This is a genomic window from Paremcibacter congregatus (genome assembly GCF_006385135.1).
Classification (GTDB): domain Bacteria; phylum Pseudomonadota; class Alphaproteobacteria; order Sphingomonadales; family Emcibacteraceae; genus Paremcibacter; species Paremcibacter congregatus.
Genome location: NZ_CP041025.1, coordinates 4074714 through 4092959, shown reverse-complemented (window position 1 = coordinate 4092959; position 18246 = coordinate 4074714). Strand labels below are relative to the sequence as shown.

Genomic DNA, 18246 nt, shown 5'->3' with positions numbered 1-18246 from the left:
AAAGGTTATGCAGAGCCATGTGGAAATCTCTCATTATTACTGGCGCCGGGGCGCTTTTCCTGATGTCTCTGTCTGTCCTGATAACGATAGACCGTGATGCGGAGGATGTTCCGGCTTTTGTAAAAATCCCTTTTGAGACCTTGGCGGGGTGGGATAAAGATGTACACGGGGCGGCCCTGACCTCGTTCCAGAAATCCTGCGCTGTTTTGTTATCCATGCCACCAGACAGCAAAATAAAACCGGAAATCCTGGGGGGACTGGCGAGGGACTGGCATGAAAGCTGTCAGGCCGGTATGGAAGTCTCTTCTATTTCAAATAAAGTAGCCAGGCGTTTTTTTGAAGAATATTTCACGGTTGTGTCTTACCGAACGGATACAGAAGGTCTGTTTACCGGTTATTTTGCACCAGAGTATTCCGGCAGTGCGATGCCATCGGAAGAATATAATTATCCCCTTTATGCCCTGCCGGAAGACTTGCAGGTTCTGGACCTTGGTGACTTCAGCAAGGCGCTTGCGGGCGAAAAAATTATCGGAGAAATTAAAGATGGGGCTTTCGTCCCCTATAAAGACCGCAAGTTGATCGATGAGGGAGCATTGGAAGATCAGGAACTGGAGCTTGTTTGGCTTAAGGATCCCACGGATGCCTTTTTTCTGCATATTCAGGGTTCCGGTGTTATTCGTTACGAGAATGGCGACCGACGATTGTTCGGCTATGCGGGAAAAAATGGCAAGGCTTATCATGCTATTGGCAAGTTCCTGATTGAAAGTGGCGAGATTTCCCGCGAAAAAATGTCGATGCAGGCCATTCGTCAATGGATGAGGGATAACCCTATGCAGGCTCAGGCCCTGATGTGGAAGAATCCGTCCTATGTGTTTTTCAGACCGCTGTCGGAAAATGCGCCGGTCGGGGCCATGAATGTGCCACTGACTCCGGGAAGATCCCTTGCGGTGGACCGGAACTATGTTCCCCTTGGTATGCCGGTATGGCTTGACCTTTCCCCTACCACAGAATTGGCAGACCCGATCCGGCGGTTGGTGATTGCTCAGGATACCGGGGGAGCGATAAAAGGTCGCGTACGGGCCGATGTCTATTGGGGCGTTGGGGCGGATGCCGGTCTTATGGCCGGACCAATGAAGGATAAAGGACGGTATTACTTTTTGGTGCCGAAGGGCCGGGAGCCTCATGTATTGGCCATACCGGATGCCGCGGTGAAATCATGACCGGTAAGAAGAAAAAAGATGGGTTGAGCCCGGAAGACGCGCAATTATGGCAAAGGGTCACGGAAAATATCAGTCGAATGGAAAGCAACCGAGCTGCGCGTCCGCAATTGCGTCGGACGGCCTACCCCTTAATAAATACCCGTGAAACAGGCTTTGATTACGGTAACAATCACAGGTTTTTGACGGCGCCGGAACTGGATTTGACAGAAATGTCCTTCACCGTAGCCCCCGGCAGCAGTTTTGCACTCAAGGACGCCGATCATAACTGGCGGCAGAGGCTGCGCCGCGGTAAAGTGAAGCCAGAGGGAAAAATAGACTTGCATGGCATGACACAGGATAAGGCGTATGCTGTTTTAAGCCGCTATATTTTGGAAGCCCAGCAGCGAGGCAAAAGATTTATTCTGGTGATTACCGGCAAAGGGGGGCGTGGTGACCAGATGAACAATAGCAGAGCCGACTATGACCGGGAGCGCGGGGTACTGAAAACCAATGTGCCTCGTTGGCTGTCTCAGGGAGACCTCTCCCGTCATGTTGTTTCTTATTATGCGGCTAATCGTGAACATGGCGGGGATGGTGCCCTCTACGTCGTGCTCAAGCGGCAAAGAGGATAGCCGGTATGACCCCGTTTGGTGAGAAGATCCGTTCATTACGTAAGGCCCGCGGCATCAATCAGAAAAAGATGGCGGCGGACCTCGGGGTCAGTCCGGCGTATCTTTCGGCATTGGAGCATGGCCATCGGGGGCAGCCAAGCTGGGCCATGGTTCAGAAAGTAATTCATTATTTTTATCTGATTTGGGATGATGCGGAGGAAATTGAAACTTTGGCGCGGCTGTCGGATACGCGTACGACAATAAATACGGCAGGTCTTCCACCCGAAACAGTAGCCTTTGTCAATACCCTGGCGGCAAAGGTCGATCAGCTTTCGCCGCAGCGGGTCGCTGAACTTATGGACCTGCTTGACAGGGGTAAGGATTAAGACTTTGGTGAATGTTTTGGGCGACCCGGTGGGGTGATCAAGATGGAGGTTACCTGATTGCGGCGCCGTTTCAGTATTTCAAAACCAAAACCGTTATGGTTGAATTTTTGCCCGGGCAGGGGAATGGTTTCTGCGATATCAATGACGTAACCTGCGATGGTGGTGACAATCTCGTCATCAAGTTCCCAATTAAACTGCCGGTTTAAGTCACGCAGGGGGGTATCGCCGCTGGTGATAATGCCACCATTTTGCAAGATCTGTACATCTGAAGAGCTGGTGTCATGTTCATCATAAATATCGCCAACGATCTCTTCCAGAATATCTTCCAGTGTGGTGACCCCCATAAAAGCACCATATTCATCAACCACCAGAGCAAAGTGGGATTTTTCTGAAAGAAACTTAGATAATTGCTCCTGCAGGCTTGTGGTTTCCGGCACAAACCATGGTTCCTGGGCGACTTGAAGAAAATCCAGACCTTCTACAGACCCATTATTGTCTTTCACAGCCCGCAAGACTTCCTTGGCGTGAATGATGCCGATAATATTGTCCGGATTATCACGCCAGAGCGGCAGGCGGGTAAAGGGGCTTTGCACAACCTGGGTAAAAATTTCATCGGTGCTGTCTTCGGCGTTGATCATTTCAACATTTTTCCGGTGCACCATAACATCTTCTAACTGCACATCCTGTAAATCAAGAATGCTGTCGAGCATGTCCTTGCTGTTTTTAATCAGGCCACCTTCATGGGCTTGTAGGCTTATGGCGCCGCGGATTTCATCGTGGGCGGAGAGAATTTGTTCGCCACTGATATCGACGCCGAACAGACGCAGGGTAGTGCGAACGACCCATTGCACCATGCTGACGAATGGCGAGAAGAGAAAGACCACGAGTCGCACGAAAGGCGCGACCCGTAAGGCCATGCGCTCTGGGTTGGAAATGGCATAGGTTTTTGGCAGAACCTCGGCGAAAATTAACACCAGCAGTGTCATGGCAACTGTGGCATACAATACGCCCAGCTGGCCAAACAGGCGAATGAAAAAGGCGGTAGCAAGAGCAGAGGCAAGAATATTGACCAGGTTGTTCCCCAACAGGATAGCGCCAATTAGGCGCTCTGCATCTCCGGTCAGGCGTTCGACCAGCGCGGCGCGACGGTTTCCGCCCTTGGCCATGCGGTGAATGCGTGAAGGTGATGTGGCGGTCAGTGCAGTTTCCGATCCGGAGAACAGACCAGAAAGGATGATCAGAAGAAAGATCGCACCGGAGAAAAAGAGAATTTCTGTCAACATGGTATATACCGCAAAAAAGTGTTTGTTCGGATGCCTAACAGTGGCCCTTATCAGTCTGCTGCGTCAAGGGATTGTTGAAAAATTGCTTTAATATTATCTGGGGCGACGTCCTTGCACAGGAAGGCCTGCCCCAGCCCCCGGGTCAGGACAAAGGTGACTTTGCCGCCGGAAGCCTTTTTGTCATGAAGGGTATGATCAAATAACCTTTGGGCTGTCATCGGTATATTTGAGAGAGCATGCTTAGGGTCTGAAATACGGGTCGGTAGAGCCAGTCGTTCCAAATGTTGGCGCACTGTTTCGGCGTCCGCCTGAGGGCAGAGGCCCATTCTTACAGATAGATCGAACGCCATGACCATACCAATGGCAACGGCTTCACCGTGAATCAGGGTGTCGGCATAGCCGCATTCGGCTTCCAGCGCATGGCCAAAAGTATGGCCGAGATTAAGCAGGGCGCGATTTCCTTTTTCTTTCTCGTCCTCGGCAACGACGTGGGCTTTGGCGCGACAACTGGTCAGGATTGCATGGGTTTGGGCCAGCCGGTCACCGGCAATTATTTTTTCTCCGTTGCTTTCCAGCCAGGTGAAAAAATCCACATCATTAATCAGGCCGTATTTAACCACCTCAGCATAACCAGCGCGGACCTGGCGCTCGGGCAGGCTGTCGAGAGTGGTGACATCGGTCAGGACCAGATCCGGCTGATGAAAGCTGCCGACCAGGTTTTTTCCACGCGGGGTATTGATGCCGCATTTGCCACCGACGGAACTGTCGACCTGGGACAGCAGCGTTGTGGGGATCTGGATAAAGCCAATTCCGCGCTGATAAATGCTGGCAGCAAACCCGACGAGATCGCCGATTACCCCGCCACCGAATGCAATAATTTTATCGGACCGTTCCAGTTTCAGTTCCAACAACTGATCAAGGACGTTCTGTAGTTGGTCAAAGGATTTTGTGGCTTCACCAGCCGGTAAAATCAGAGTGGAGAAAGCAATTCCGGCATTGGTCAGGGATTTTTCCAGCCGTGACAGCTGATGTCGGGCAACATTTTCATCGGTGATAATCACGCTTTGAGGTCGGGACAGTATCGGCGCAATAATTTCTCCGGCCTGTTCGAGAAGGCCGGCACCGACATAAATGGGATAGCTGTGATCCTTAACTGTAACCGTGATTTTTTGGCTCATGCTTCTTTTCCAGGCGACTTTTCAACAGGTGACCGTTGGGGGCGTACCTTTTTAGGCGGATACCGCCGGGTATGTTTTTGGCGGACTTTTTGGGGCGTATTTCTAGGTCCATTTGGGTCCTGCTGGTGTTTTTCTGCAGCAAGGTAGTCATTTAGTTTTGCAATAATATCATTGACTACTTTTTCATGGGGGCCGACCCCTGTTTCAACCGTGATATCAGCCTGTCCATATATAGGGTATCTTTTTTTGGCCAGATCGCGGAGTATTTTTTCCGGGTTTCCGGCGCGCAGTAAAGGCCTGGTATCCCGACGGGATGTCCGTTCAACCAGCAGATCAATATTGGCTTTAAGCCACACCGTAATGGTGCGGTCTTTCAGGTTCTTGCGGGTATCGCGGTCCATAAAGGCGCCGCCCCCTGTGCCCAGAACCATCGGTTTATCTGAAATCAGCCGATCAATGACCTTGCGTTCGCCGTTGCGGAAATCATCTTCACCGAATTTTTCAAAAATCTCGCTGACTGTATGTCCGGCGGCAACCTCAATTTCTGCGTCGGAATCAACAAAGGCTACTCCCAGCTTGCGGGCCAGGCGTACGCCAACGGTGGTCTTGCCAGATCCCATAAGGCCGACGAGAGAGATGCTCTTTGTCAAAGGGTATCTCAAACGAACCGAAGGGGATTTTACTTTGTTTTTTTTATATCGTCTCATCTTGCCATACTCTTTAGCATGGCTTGCACAGTTTACAAAAGAATCCTTTGGCCTTGAGCCTTTAAAAGACCATATTTTTTATCAACTATCGTCGAACAAACCATGAGGGTACTTTACCATTGGCGCAGAGATGGTTAGACTGCCCGCATCAGGACGGAATGTCAGCTGGCCGCAGGTGCGATACCCGCGATCATTATACAGTAGGAAAAAGATAGATTATGGGTAAATTTTGGTTATCAATTATTATGTTGATCATTGTGGGTATCGGCGGCGGTGCAGTGTATCTGATGACCGTTGATATAGAAGCCCCGACACAGCAGGTGGAAAAAACCCTGCCGGATGACAGGTTCCCACAATAAGTCTGGAGGGTATCCTTGAAATAAACGCCCTGCGCCCTCTTGCCTCGATCAGGAAAAAAAATGATCCGTAAAGAATTCAAGTATAGAGCCTTATGTATAACAGCGGCGGTGACATTTCTCTCGCCGGGTGTCTTATGGGCAGCCCAGGAAGAGCAAAGAGACCTGCAACAGCCCGTGACGGAAACACTAGGGGAAACAACAACGCCTCATACACCGGCCCAGCATAAACCACGCTCCATCTTGTTTCCTTCCGGTGAGCCGGGACCATATCTCCCTGCGGAAACTACCGATCTGTCCAAGACGCCTGTTGAACAAGGGGATTCAAACCAAGACGCAGGACAGGGCAACTCTCCTGATGAACCAATTATTGAAACCATGGAATTAAATGCGGTCGAGCCGGCAGCTATGGGGCTTATTGGTCCGGTCGAGGGAGGTTTCACGGTTAATTTATGGCAGGGTTCGGAGCGGAAATGGATTGAAAAGTGGCTGGGTCAATGGCATGTCCCGACCAAATCCCCTGTCTTGGCACAGCTGACAGAGCGGTTGCTTCTGTCCGCGGCAGCGGTTCCGGGAAACACGGTTGTTCAGGCTTTGGAACGTGGCGTGGCACAGGAGGATATGTCTCTGGGACAAACCGGAGGAACGGCATTTCCTGCGGCAGAAAAACCGCAGGACAATCAGAAGTTTTTGGCACTTAGAATTGAAAAAATCAGTGAAACAGGACAGTTGGAAAATCTGGTATCTTTTCTCAACATGTTGCCGCCAGAATCTTATGCGGGGTCTCATAAAATCAGCGACCTGATGTTGATGTCGGGTAATGTTGCGACGGCCTGCAGTATCGCCCGTCAGCATATGGAAGAAATGCCTGTAGATCCATATTGGTTGAAGCTGCTGGCTTATTGCCAGGCGATGGAAGGCCGTGGGGATAGTGCGGGACTGACCATCGAATTGTTGATGGAACAGGGCAATACTGATTTTGTATTTTTTGACCTGATTAATAAATTGTCTTTCAAACAGGACGAGGAGGGGATTGCTCAGGATCGTAGCCTGTCTTCTGGATTGAGCCAACTTGACCCGCTGACGTATAGTTTGCTGTCCGTTTTGGAACAGCCGATCGATACCAAGTTATTTGCCGAAGCCTCACCCGTTGTACTTTATGCGTTGGCGAGCAACGTTAATGTTCCGAAAGAAGAACGTTTCCTCGCGGCGGCGGAAAGTTATCGTCGCGGTACTTATCCGGTTGATAAATTGACAGCGCATTATAACAGCTTACGGTTTTCCGCCGAAGAATATGAAAACGCCATTTCCATTGCCAGAGGGGACGACAGTGCATTAGGGGATGCCCTGCTCTATCAGGCGGCGGCGAAGCAAATTAATGATCAGTCCAAAGCAGAAATGTTACGGGAAATATGGAACCGGGCAGTGCAGCGTCAGGACATGGCCCGTGTGGCCCGACTTAACGTCCGCACGGTTAACAGTTTAGCCCCTTCTGATACACTATTACAGCATGCGCACCATATTAGCAGAGGACTGCTTTTGGCGGGCAATGACGCTAAGGCGCAGGCCTGGTTCGATTTTGTTCGTACGGAAGCCTACAATGGGAATAGTGACGCCACGCGGGCGCTAATGGATGTCTGGCCAATGTTGATTCTTTCGGGCGAGAAGGATGGTATTCCCTGGTCACGGGAAATATTGGACCTGTGGTGGAATGGACAGATGGTTCTGTCGCCGGATCAGAGGGCGGAAAAAGCAGGGCTTTTCTACAGTATCGCCGAAGCCTTGGGGTTCAATGTGCCGGAAGAATTGTGGCAGGAACTGACAGGACCTCTGACGATGCAGGCCAAGCCGTTACCTGTTGCCTTGTGGCGCAGTCTGATTGCGGCAGCCGCAGAGAAAAGAACGGGGGAGGTTGTTTTGCTCGGTTTAATGGCGGCTGGCGAAAATGATCCTTGGCATCTTGATCCCACCGGCGTCAGTGCTCTGATCCGGGCTCTGCGGAGCGTTGGTCTTGAAAAAGAAGCCCGGCAATTGGGCCTAGAAATCATGGCGAATAATGGCTTCTGACCGGACGCTGATTACGCTGTTCCTTGATATGCTGGGGGCAGAACGGGGTGCGTCGGTAAATACCCTGGAAAATTATGACCGTGATCTGACCCATTTGTCGGAATATAGTAATATAGCCTTGCAGGATTTGAACCGGGATTGTGTGAGAGATTACCTCAAGCACCTTGCCGCACGGGGGCTGGCGCCCAGTACCCAGGCGCGCAAATTATCAGCAATACGGCAATTCTATAAGTTTCTCTATGCCGATGGGTTACGCGGTGACAACCCAACCCTTGGCATTGATAGCCCGCAGATCGGTCGATCCTTGCCGAAATTACTGAGCGAACAGCAAGTGGATGCTTTGCTTATAGCGGCCCGGAACAGGGTGGAGGAGAAAGCAGACCTTAAATCTCTGCGCTTGCTGGCCATGCTGGAACTGTTATATGCGGCCGGGTTGCGGGTCAGTGAACTGGTCAGTTTGCCGAAATCCGCGATTCAGGGGGGGCAGCCATATATTTATGTGCGCGGTAAAGGAGATAAAGAGCGTTTGGTGCCGGTTAATGACCGCAGCCTGCGCGCCCTGGAGGCCTATGTAAATCACATGAAGACGCAAACAGACACGCCGGAAAAGGGCTCTATATGGTTGTTTCCTTCACGGGGGGCGAAAGGACATTTGACCCGCCACCGGTTTGCGCAGTTGTTGAAGGAGTTGGGGGCTGAGGTTGGTCTTTTACCCAGCCAGCTGTCTCCCCATGTATTGCGGCATGCTTTTGCGACCCATCTGCTTTCGCATGGTGCGGATCTAAGGGCGGTGCAGAAAATGCTGGGTCATTCAGATATCACCACCACCCAGATTTATACGCATGTGTTGGAGGAGCGCTTGAAAAGTCTGGTGCAAAGTAAACATCCACTAGCGGAACCATCAAAGCCGAAACAGTTTTAAACAAAAAAAACCTGTAGAGCCCATATCGTAGGCCAATATTGGATTTATTTGATTTTTGGGCTTATTTTTTCTATGACGGAGGGGTATAAGGGCTGCTCGTATTAATGAATTTATTCTGTCTGACTTTTGAGAAAATTATATGCTGACTTATCTGGATTTTGAAAAACCCATCGCCGAGCTGGAAAGCCGGATCCGTGATATGAGGAACCTCGAAAGCGGGGAAGAAATTAATATTGCCGAAGAAGTCACCCGCCTGGAAACCAAACGTGACAAACTGTTGCGCGATACATATGGTAAATTGACTCCTTGGCAAAAGATCAAGGTGGCGCGTCATCCGGAACGGCCACACTTCAAGGAATATGTGGAAAATCTGGTCACTGACTTTATGCCACTGGCCGGGGATCGTGCTTTCGCAGATGACCTGGCGATTATGGGGGGTCTTGGCCGGTTTAAAGGTCAGTCAGTGATGGTGATCGGTCATGAAAAAGGTCATGATACCCAAAGCCGGGTGAAGCATAATTTTGGTATGGCGCGGCCGGAAGGCTACCGCAAAACCATTCGCCTTCTTGAAATGGCGGAACAGTTCGATATTCCGGTGATTACGTTGGTGGATACTTCCGGGGCCTATCCTGGTATCGGTGCAGAGGAACGTGGGCAGGCGGAAGCTATTGCCCGGTCAACTGAAGCGTGTCTTGGCCTGAAGGTACCATTGATATCCATCGTGGTCGGAGAAGGGGGATCCGGGGGCGCTGTCGCACTTGCGGCTGGCAACCGCGTGATGATGATGGAACATGCCGTTTATTCAGTGATTTCCCCGGAAGGCTGCGCATCAATTCTGTGGCGGACGGCGGATAAGGCGGAAGATGCGGCGAATGCCATGAAGATTACTGCTCAGGATCTGTTGAAACTGAATGTTATTGATGAAGTGATCCCGGAGCCTGTGGGCGGTGCGCATCGGGACCATGACCTGACCATGGAAACCATCCGCAAGTCTCTGGAAACATCCCTTAGTGAGCTTTCTGCCTTGAGCGGGGACAAGCTAAAACAGTTGCGCCGTGAGAAATTCCTCGCAATGGGCAAAGTCGGACTTTAGGCGACTTTTCTACAGTTACAAAAAAAGCGCTACAGGATTAACTCTTGTAGCGCTTTTTCTTTGTCTGAAGATGGGGAGGTTATAGCGCCCCATGGCAATGTTTGTACTTCTGGCCACTGCCGCATGGGCAAGGATCATTGCGACCGGCTTTTGGCAAAACCTTTCCATGACAATGTTTGTATTTTTCTCCGCTGCCGCATGGGCAGGGAGCATTTCGTGAAACCTCACCCCAGGTTTTCGGGTTCTTGGGATCTATGGTTGCGGACGCATCATTCTCACCTGTGGTGGCGTCGATGTGAGTTATATCCAAGGTGCTAAGGTCCGGGTCCTGTAATTCTGGCAGCGGTTCTGCTGGCGCAATTTCGATGTTGGCCATCAACATCACGACATTGTCCCGGGTGGCTTCCAGCATTTGTTCAAACATGCTGAAGGCTTCGGTTTTATATTCGTTGAGCGGATCGCGTTGGCCGTAGGCGCGCAGCTGAATAACCTGACGCAGGTGATCCAGTTGAGCCAGATGTTCTTTCCAGAAGCGGTCAATGGCCTGCAGCAACAGGCTACGTTCCACCTGACGCATAATCTCCGGCCCCATATCGGCGGCGCGTTTGGCCATAAAGCGGTCGGCTTCGTCGATAAGGCGGTTTTCAAAGGCTTCTGAATCTATACCTTCTTCCTCGACCCAGCTTTTCAGGCCGAAATCGCGTCCAAAGATACGGGTGGCTTCTTCGCTCATGCCTTCAGTATCCCAATCCTGGGGATAAGCGCGGGCCGGAATATGATTTTCAACAAGGTCTTCAACAACCTGAGCCCGCATATCGGACAGGGTTTCGGACAGGTCATCACTGTTCATCACATCGCGCCGCTGGTCGTAAATGGCTTTGCGCTGGTCATTCATGACATTGTCGAATTTCAGAAGATTTTTACGGATTTCGTAGTTGCGGGTTTCGACCTTTTCCTGTGACTTTTCCACAGCGCGGTTGAGCCAGGGGTGAATCAGGGACTCGCCTTCCTCAAACCCGAATTTCTGCATCAGGCTGTCCATACGTTCACCGCCAAAAATGCGCATCAGATCATCTTCCATGCTGAGGAAGAATTTCGAACGGCCAGGATCACCCTGACGGCCGGAACGACCACGCAGCTGATTGTCAATGCGGCGACTTTCATGGCGTTCTGTGCCAAGCACATACAGGCCGCCGGCTTCCAGAACCTTGGCTTTTTCCGTGGCGACTTCGGCCTTTATTTTCTCTGCCGCGGCAGTACGGGCTGCTTCGTCAGTTTCATCAATTTCCAATTCAAGCCGCATGTCCAGATTACCGCCAAGCTGGATATCGGTTCCACGGCCGGCCATATTGGTCGCGATGGTTACCGCACCATAACGTCCTGCCTGCCCGATGATGTGGGCTTCCTGTTCGTGGAACTTGGCGTTAAGGACATTATGCTTGATTTTGCGCTCACTGAGAAGGTTGGCGAGATATTCAGAGCGTTCAATGCTGACCGTACCTACCAGAATTGGTTGTCCGACTTCCTGGCACTTAACAATCTGGTCAACGATGGCGTTGAATTTTTCGACCGTGGTGCGGTAAATCTCGTCGTCATCATCAATACGTTGTACCTGCACATGGGTGGGGATTTCCACCACGCCAAGACCGTAAATCTCCCCAAATTCAGAAGCTTCGGTTGCGGCGGTACCCGTCATGCCGGAAAGTTTCTGGTAGAGGCGGAAATAGTTCTGGAACGTGACAGAGGCCAGCGTCTGATTTTCAGACTGGATTTCAACGCCTTCCTTGGCTTCGAGCGCCTGATGCAAGCCATCGGAAAAGCGTCTGCCTTCCATCATTCGTCCGGTGAATTCATCAATGATAATAACATTGTCGTCTTTGACGATGTAATCTTTTTCCCGGCTGAAAAGGCAATGGGCGCGCAGGGCCTGGTTGGCGTGATGCACCACGCCGACATTGCCAAAATCATACATATTGTCGCCCTTGATCAGGTCGTGACTGATCAAAATCTGCTCCAGATGTTCCATTCCGTCTTCCGTCAGCGTGACAGAGCGGGCTTTTTCATCGACTTCGTAATCGTCTTTGTTAAGTTCGGGAATGATTTTGTCAATGGCGACATAAAGGTCTGACTTGTCTTCGGTTGGCCCGGAAATCACCAGCGGTGTGCGCGCCTCATCAATCAAAATGCTGTCGACTTCATCGACAATGGCAAAGGTGGGGTCACGTTGCACCATGGCATCTGGGTGATACTTCATATTATCGCGCAGATAATCGAAACCCAGTTCATTGTTCGTGGCATAGGTTATGTCGGCGGCGTAGGCGGCTTTGCGGGCCTCGTCGTCCATGTTGGGCACGATACAGCCTGTGGTCATGCCAAGGAATTCAAAAACCTGGCCCATCCAGTGGCTGTCGCGGGTCGCGAGATAATCATTGACGGTGACCACATGGACACCTTTACCGGGCAGGGCGTTAAGATAGCCGGCCAGCGTGGATACCAGAGTTTTCCCTTCGCCGGTTTTCATCTCGGAGATTTTACCTTCGTGGAGCACGATGCCGCCAATCAGCTGCACATCATAATGACGCTGTCCGAGGGTTCGCTTGGCGGCTTCTCGCACGGTGGCGAAAGCTTCTACCAGCAGGCTGTCGAGGGAGACGCCTTCTTTCAGGCGGGCGCGGAATTCGGTGGTTTTTGCTTTGAGATCGGCATCGGAAAGTTTTTGGATGTCTTCTTCTAACGCATTAATGGCGGCAACCTGCGGCATCAGCGATTTGATATAACGATCGTTGGCGGTGCCGAATATTTTTTTGGCAATTTTGCCCAATCCCAACATTATTATTTCCTTATTCGGGTCGCGGGCTGTACAGAGATCAATCCCGAAACATCAAAAAAATTTCCGTGAAGTAGCACAGATAAGTCTGTCCACCCCTGCTGTCAATGACTGATCCTCATTATCGCCAATAAAACCGCTCATACCGGACTATTTTAACATCCCTGGTGGGAAATAATGGACATATTGAAGATCAGGGGATTATATAGCTGTAAAGTGTGACCAAAAGCTTACGATGAATAAGCGGGGTTTCTTGTTTTACCAAGGATTGAGTGATTATGGCGAAAATTGAAAAAATCTCCCCTTTGGCCCCTAAGGGTTTTCCGGTGATGCCCCAGATTGACGGCGTGCTTTTTGCCACAGCGGCGACGGGGATGAAGTATAAGGGGCGCGACGATTTGCTTTGCGCGGCTTTTCCCGACGGGGCGACGGTTGCAGGTGTGTTGACTTTGTCGCGAACGGCTTCGGCGCCGGTAGATTTCTGTCGCGCCAACCTCGCAACGGGTCAAAAGGCGCGGGCGTTGTTGGTCAATGCCGGAAATTCTAACGCCTTTACCGGTAAGGCCGGTGATGCGGCAATGAGATCAACGGTCATGACGCTGGCGGAAAATATGGGGTGTGCGGCGGAAGAAATTTATGTCTCTTCCACCGGTGTGATCGGTGAAGTCCTCAGTGCGGACCAGATCAACAAGCACCTGTCGGCAACCGTGGACGCCCTGTCTCCGGGAGGGTGGCGCGACGCGGCGGGCGCCATTCTGACCACAGATACTTTTGTTAAGGGCGCGACGCGTACTGTCCTGCTCGACGGTACCGAGGTCACTATAAATGGGTTTGCCAAGGGGTCCGGCATGATTGCTCCGGATATGGCGACCATGTTGGGATATATCTTTACCGATGCGGATTTGAGCCAGGATGTTTTGCAGAGCCTGTTGAAATGCACGGCGGATCAGTCGTTTAATGCCATCACGGTTGATAGCGATACTTCTACGTCGGATACCGTTCTGGCTTTCGCCACCGGGAAATCCGGGGTAGGAGAGCGGATCAGATCTGTTGATGATCCGTTGTTGGCTGCATACAGGGCGGCGTTTCTTGACGTGATGCAGGATCTCGCACATCAGGTGGTCCGAGATGGGGAAGGGGCGCATAAATTCATCGAAGTTCGGGTTAGTGGCGCCGAAGATAACCGGGCGGCAAAGGTTATTGCCATGAGTATCGCCAACTCACCACTTGTCAAGACCGCCATCGCAGGAGAGGACGCCAACTGGGGCCGCATTGTCATGGCAGTGGGCAAGGCCGGGGAAGCGGCTGACCGGGACAGCCTGGAAATTCTGATTGGCGGGCAGAAAGTCGCGGCAGAGGGAATGGCGGTCCCGGGCTATGACGAGGCTGCCTGTACCGCTCACCTGAAGGGGCAGAATATTGATCTGTCCGTTGATGTGGGGATCGGATCCGGTACGGCAACGGTCTGGACGTGTGACCTGACCCATGATTATATCAGCATTAATGCCGACTACAGGAGTTAACGATATGAGTTTTCCGGAGAGGATAGAAACCTCACGCCTCATTTTACGACCTTATGTTCTGGATGACCTGGACGCCCATGTGGAGGTTCTGAGCAACTGGGATGTTGTTCAATGGTTATCAAATAATGTCCCCATACCATACCGGCGTGAAGACGGTGAGAATTCTATCCGGGAAGCGATACAGAAGTTCCAGGATGGTCAATCAATCCAGTATGCCATTGAAGACAAAGAAACGGGTCGTCATGTGGGCGGTGTCCGCCTCTTCACCATTACTGCAGAAACGGAAGTTGGCTATTGGATGCACCCTGATTTCTGGGGCAAAGGTCTGGGGACGGAAGTGTTGAAAGCGGCCATTTCAGCGGGATTTGACGAGGGAACTATTGTGCGCTTTGTCGCTCAAACGGCGGAAAAGAACTATGGGTCACAAGCCATTTTGAAGAAAGTTGGCTTTGTTGATGGCGGGGCTGTACCAGCAGAATATTACCGTGACGGCCATCAGGAAGGCGGGTGTACGGCTTTTTTCACGCTGGATAAAGCAGATTGGCTGACGCAGAACGCCACTCAGGAGAAAGTAACATGAGCCAACTTTGCCCTGATGTGCCCGGACGCCCCACAGGCCCGGTGGATGTATTGCTGGTGGCGGCGGTGATTATGATTGATATTGACGGGCGCATCCTGCTCGCTCGGCGGCCGGAAGGTAAAAGCATGGCTGGTTTGTGGGAGTTCCCTGGTGGTAAAGTCGAAAAGGGAGAAACCCCCGAACGCGCCCTGATCCGCGAACTGAACGAGGAACTTAATATTGATGTGACCGAAGCCTGTCTTGCGCCGTTTGTTTTCGCCTCTCACACCTATGAAGACTTCCATCTGATGATGCCGATGTTTCTCTGCCGCCGTTGGGACGGCATTTTGACGCCTCGGGAAGGACAGACATTGAAGTGGGTGAAAATCCAGGACCTTGGCACTTACCCCATGCCGCCAGCTGACGCGCCATTGCTTGCCATGATCCGCGATTTTCTTTAAGGGGAATGCCATGCTGACTGTCCGCACATTCAAACGGGATGATTTTGAGGATATCTGCCGGATATTCCAGCAGGGCATCGACACCGGTAATGCGACCTATGCCACGGCAGTGAAAAACTGGCCGGATTGGGACGCGTCCTATCGACAAGATTGTCGTCTGGTGCTGGAAGAAGGGGCGGATCATGTGGTGGGCTATGGTGTGTTGTCGCCTTTTAGCCAAATGCATGCGTATCGAGGGGTGGCGGAAACCAGTTTGTATATTGATGAAAAAACCAGGGGTCAGGGGGCGGGGCAGCTGTTGCTGTCGCAATTGATCACTGCTTCGGAGCAGGCCGGACTCTGGACCTTGCAGGCGAAAATTTTCCCGGAAAATAAGATTAGTATTCACCTGCATGAAAAATTGGGTTTCCGGGTGGTGGGAATTTTTGAGAAAATTGGTCAGCTCAACGGCGTCTGGCGCGATGTGGCCTTTATGGAACGGCGCAGTAAAGTTGTCTGTCCGATCGTATAAAGTCCCCCTCTGCAAAGATTATAGAATGTCCCTCTTCTGGCTTGGGGCGGACCGGAAATAGAGATATCAAATGAAAGATGTCGAAGGTTGAAATATCCCAACTGTATCTAGTTTTGATTACCTCTGATCTCCTTTAAAAAGTCGCCTACCTCGGCGCCAAGTCCATTGGCTTGTTGGGCCAGTTCATCAGACGCGACCAATAGTTTTTCTGCGATCTGGTTTGTTTGGTCGGCTACATTGCTCACGTTTGTTACACTCTGATCAACCTCTTGTGTACCGGTAGCCGCAGCGAGAGAGTTTTGGCTGATTTCTCGGGTTGCAGCCGTTTGTTCCTGAACCGCATTGGCAATGGATGTGGAAATAGAGTTGATGTCATTGATCGTCGTGGCAATATTATTTACCGAACTCACAGCGGATCTGGTGGCGGTTTGTACATTGGAAACCTGTGCCGCGATATCATGCGTGGCTTGAGCTGTTTGATTGGCGAGGGTTTTAACCTCATTTGCCACGACGGCAAATCCCCGTCCGGCATCTCCGGCGCGGGCGGCTTCTATGGTGGCGTTTAGAGCCAGAAGGTTTGTTTGTTCCGCAATGGCGGTTATGAGGGTTATCACCTCATCAATCTTAATGGTGGCGGCAGACAATTCCTGTACTTGCAGACCGGCCTGTTGTGCTTCATCAACCGCGTTCCGCGAAATATCAGCTGCTTGACTAACCTGTCGGCTGACTTCTGCTATGGATGCGGCCATTTCTTCCGCAGCCCCGGCGACTGTTTGCACATTCTGCCCCGCTTGACGAGAGGCATTGGCCGCCAGTCCTGCTTCCGATGACGTTTCGGTGGAGGCTTTGGTGAGGTCGTTGGCTGTTTTATTCATTTCAGAGACGGAAGTCGTTACGCTTTTCAGTACGGTCATCACCCGGGATTCAAAGCTGTCGGCCAGAGTGCGCAGCATCTGATCCCGTTCACGGGCGGCATGCTCTTTTGCGGCGGTTTCATGACGGACGGTTTCTTCGGCGAGGTCGCGTTCCTTGCGTGCCGTCTGGCGGGCCTGTTCTTCTTCCTCTGCCTGACGCTGCAGGGTTTCTTCCTGCATGCGCACCATGCGGACAGCATTGTCCTTGAAAACCTGAACGGCTCTGGTCATATCACCAATGTCATCCTTGCGTTGCAGGCCTTTGATGTGGACATCATTGTTGCCGCTGGCAAGTTCACCCATGCAAGAGGTCAGTTTGATTAGGGGGGTGCTCAGAACCTTGCGGATCAGGACCAGCAAAATACCAGCCATTAGAATGATAGCGATGCTGCTATAAATTAATTGAGAGGTTTGTGCCGCTTTGAGGGCAGCATTGATACGGTGATTGCTCCAGGCTATGGCTATTGTACCGGTTTTGGCGCCCTTGTTATCGAACACCGGGGCGGCGATAACGGAATAATCCTGTGACCGGATGAGGGTGGTTCGGCCTTTTTCCATTGCGAGAAGGTCGCCGGTTACCAGGCTGGAGAGAGGGAAGTCCTTCAGGACCGCGGAGTGATATTCATCAATGATATCGCCCTTCGCATTAACAGCGATGAAAGATGCCAATGTGGAATGTTCAGTTCGGGTCAGAGGTAAATATACATTCTGTATGTTTTCGGGTTTATTAAAACGAATGGCCAAAGGCAGTTGGGAGGCAATAAGCTGTGTGATAATGGTGGATCCGGACTTGGAAAGTTGGGTGAGCTCCGAATTCATAATATGGGACTGATAAGTCGAAAAGAACCCGCAAATGGTGATGATGCCAACAATTACAATGCATAATATCTTGCGCCCGACAGGCATCGCTGTAAGACGTGCGCCGAGTATGTGAACTCTGCTTTTGACGTTTGAAACTTCCATTATGGTGCTCCTTAAAAAAAGCTATGAGTTTTCTGTTCAGAGCATTTCGGCATTCATTCCTATGGTAAGGGCACCAATGGCAGCCCCTGTGGCGGGATCGGAGATGGTGACGCTGACCTGGATTTGATAGCTTTGAGAGGATTCATCAAACTCTACCTCACTGACATAAATGGCGCCGGGGCCGACTTTGAATGTTTTTTGCCACTTGGCCTCGTCCCCTTGCCAGAAATCAGACGTTAGATCACTTTGACCGACATTGAGACCTTTGTTATCCATCGCGAATATTTCCGTATAAAGTCCTCCGGACTCATCCCGGATGTTTTTGAGAAAAGTAGAAACATCGTTGGATAGAACGGCGGCTGTCATTGAACCGCCGCCATTTTTCACTTCAGCGCGCCAGACTTTGTCCTGGGCATCTATTTCGTTTTGGTTCAGTGCTGTATTTCGTATGTTCTGGGCGTTTATACCGGTAATGAGTGTCGCATTTCCGATCCATTTTGCGACATTGTTTTTGATATGGGCTTTGGCAACATCTTCCTGGGCGTAGGCAGAAAAACCGATGAGGGTGAGGATGAGTGTGAAGAATGTAATTTTCAGAGTATCTATGATTTTCATTTTAGGACCTTTTTGCATGGTGATATGAAACATCTTGATTTTGGGGATAGTGATTTGGTTCACTATCCCCG

At 51.2% G+C, this 18246-nt stretch carries 17 protein-coding genes; 11 read left to right on the top strand and 6 right to left on the bottom strand.

Annotated elements, in window-relative coordinates; translation table 11 throughout:
• The first annotated feature begins 17 nt into the window (after positions 1 to 17).
• The 3 genes from mltA to FIV45_RS17890 are packed head-to-tail and all read left to right on the top strand — an operon-like array spanning position 18 to position 2196.
• Positions 18 to 1220, top strand: a complete 1203-nt coding sequence (gene mltA, locus FIV45_RS17900) for a murein transglycosylase A (protein WP_099474219.1) — start codon at positions 18 to 20, stop codon at positions 1218 to 1220.
• Positions 1217 to 1831, top strand: a complete 615-nt coding sequence (locus FIV45_RS17895; protein ID WP_099474221.1) for a Smr/MutS family protein — start codon at positions 1217 to 1219, stop codon at positions 1829 to 1831. Before mltA ends, FIV45_RS17895 begins: the two co-directional genes overlap by 4 nt.
• A gap of 5 nt (positions 1832 to 1836) precedes the next feature.
• Positions 1837 to 2196 (top strand): helix-turn-helix domain-containing protein, encoded by a 360-nt coding sequence (locus FIV45_RS17890; protein ID WP_099474223.1) that lies wholly within the window; start codon positions 1837 to 1839, stop codon positions 2194 to 2196.
• Here FIV45_RS17890 and FIV45_RS17885 read toward each other — a convergent pair.
• The 3 genes from FIV45_RS17885 to FIV45_RS17875 are packed head-to-tail and all read right to left on the bottom strand — an operon-like array spanning position 2193 to position 5364.
• Positions 2193 to 3479 carry an HlyC/CorC family transporter gene (locus tag FIV45_RS17885; protein ID WP_181040117.1) on the bottom strand — a complete coding sequence of 429 codons (1287 nt, stop codon included), beginning with the start codon at positions 3477 to 3479 and terminating at the stop codon, positions 2193 to 2195. The genes FIV45_RS17890 and FIV45_RS17885 overlap by 4 nt on opposite strands.
• A 50-nt stretch (positions 3480 to 3529) precedes the next feature.
• Positions 3530 to 4657: a 3-dehydroquinate synthase gene (aroB, locus tag FIV45_RS17880; protein ID WP_099474225.1), complete on the bottom strand. Its 1128-nt coding sequence runs from the start codon at positions 4655 to 4657 to the stop codon at positions 3530 to 3532.
• Positions 4654 to 5364 (bottom strand): shikimate kinase, encoded by a 711-nt coding sequence (locus FIV45_RS17875; protein WP_099474227.1) that lies wholly within the window; start codon positions 5362 to 5364, stop codon positions 4654 to 4656. The genes aroB and FIV45_RS17875 overlap by 4 nt, the downstream gene beginning before the upstream one ends.
• 218 nt (positions 5365 to 5582) lie before the next feature.
• Here FIV45_RS17875 and FIV45_RS18640 point away from each other — a divergent pair, with 218 nt between their 5' ends.
• The 4 genes from FIV45_RS18640 (at position 5583) to FIV45_RS17860 (ending at position 9802) form a co-directional block, all read left to right on the top strand.
• Complete coding sequence (locus tag FIV45_RS18640) at positions 5583 to 5723, top strand: hypothetical protein (protein ID WP_165777057.1); 141 nt, start codon at positions 5583 to 5585, stop codon at positions 5721 to 5723.
• 60 nt (positions 5724 to 5783) lie between these two features.
• The gene (locus FIV45_RS17870) at positions 5784 to 7787 is read left to right on the top strand and encodes a hypothetical protein (protein ID WP_099474229.1); all 2004 of its coding nucleotides are present in this window, start codon (positions 5784 to 5786) and stop codon (positions 7785 to 7787) included.
• Positions 7777 to 8709 carry a site-specific tyrosine recombinase XerD gene (locus tag FIV45_RS17865; protein ID WP_099474231.1) on the top strand — a complete coding sequence of 311 codons (933 nt, stop codon included), beginning with the start codon at positions 7777 to 7779 and terminating at the stop codon, positions 8707 to 8709. The genes FIV45_RS17870 and FIV45_RS17865 overlap by 11 nt, the downstream gene beginning before the upstream one ends.
• A gap of 142 nt (positions 8710 to 8851) precedes the next feature.
• Positions 8852 to 9802: an acetyl-CoA carboxylase carboxyltransferase subunit alpha gene (locus tag FIV45_RS17860; RefSeq protein ID WP_181040185.1), complete on the top strand. Its 951-nt coding sequence runs from the start codon at positions 8852 to 8854 to the stop codon at positions 9800 to 9802.
• A gap of 79 nt (positions 9803 to 9881) precedes the next feature.
• Here FIV45_RS17860 and secA read toward each other — a convergent pair whose 3' ends face one another.
• Complete coding sequence (secA, locus tag FIV45_RS17855) at positions 9882 to 12632, bottom strand: preprotein translocase subunit SecA (protein WP_099474235.1); 2751 nt, start codon at positions 12630 to 12632, stop codon at positions 9882 to 9884.
• A gap of 275 nt (positions 12633 to 12907) precedes the next feature.
• On the opposite strand from secA, the gene argJ reads away from it, so the two are divergent.
• From argJ to FIV45_RS17835, 4 genes are read left to right on the top strand one after another with little or no spacing between them, the layout of a single operon-like run.
• On the top strand, positions 12908 to 14152 hold the full coding sequence (argJ, locus tag FIV45_RS17850) for a bifunctional glutamate N-acetyltransferase/amino-acid acetyltransferase ArgJ (RefSeq protein ID WP_099474237.1): 1245 nt from the start codon (positions 12908 to 12910) through the stop codon (positions 14150 to 14152).
• 4 nt (positions 14153 to 14156) lie between these two features.
• A complete protein-coding gene (locus tag FIV45_RS17845) occupies positions 14157 to 14732 on the top strand; it encodes a GNAT family N-acetyltransferase (protein WP_165777058.1) in 576 nt (191 codons plus the stop codon).
• A complete protein-coding gene (gene mutT, locus FIV45_RS17840) occupies positions 14729 to 15172 on the top strand; it encodes an 8-oxo-dGTP diphosphatase MutT (RefSeq protein ID WP_099474241.1) in 444 nt (147 codons plus the stop codon). Before FIV45_RS17845 ends, mutT begins: the two co-directional genes overlap by 4 nt.
• Positions 15173 to 15182: 10 nt before the next feature.
• Positions 15183 to 15683 carry a GNAT family N-acetyltransferase gene (locus FIV45_RS17835; protein ID WP_099474243.1) on the top strand — a complete coding sequence of 167 codons (501 nt, stop codon included), beginning with the start codon at positions 15183 to 15185 and terminating at the stop codon, positions 15681 to 15683.
• Between the two features lie 107 nt (positions 15684 to 15790).
• Here FIV45_RS17835 and FIV45_RS17830 read toward each other — a convergent pair whose 3' ends face one another.
• Together FIV45_RS17830 and FIV45_RS17825 are read right to left on the bottom strand one after the other, a co-directional pair.
• Complete coding sequence (locus tag FIV45_RS17830; RefSeq protein ID WP_099474246.1) at positions 15791 to 17560, bottom strand: methyl-accepting chemotaxis protein; 1770 nt, start codon at positions 17558 to 17560, stop codon at positions 15791 to 15793.
• Positions 17561 to 17596: 36 nt separating this feature from the next.
• Complete coding sequence (locus FIV45_RS17825; RefSeq protein WP_133118594.1) at positions 17597 to 18175, bottom strand: hypothetical protein; 579 nt, start codon at positions 18173 to 18175, stop codon at positions 17597 to 17599.
• Positions 18176 to 18246: the final 71 nt, after the last annotated feature.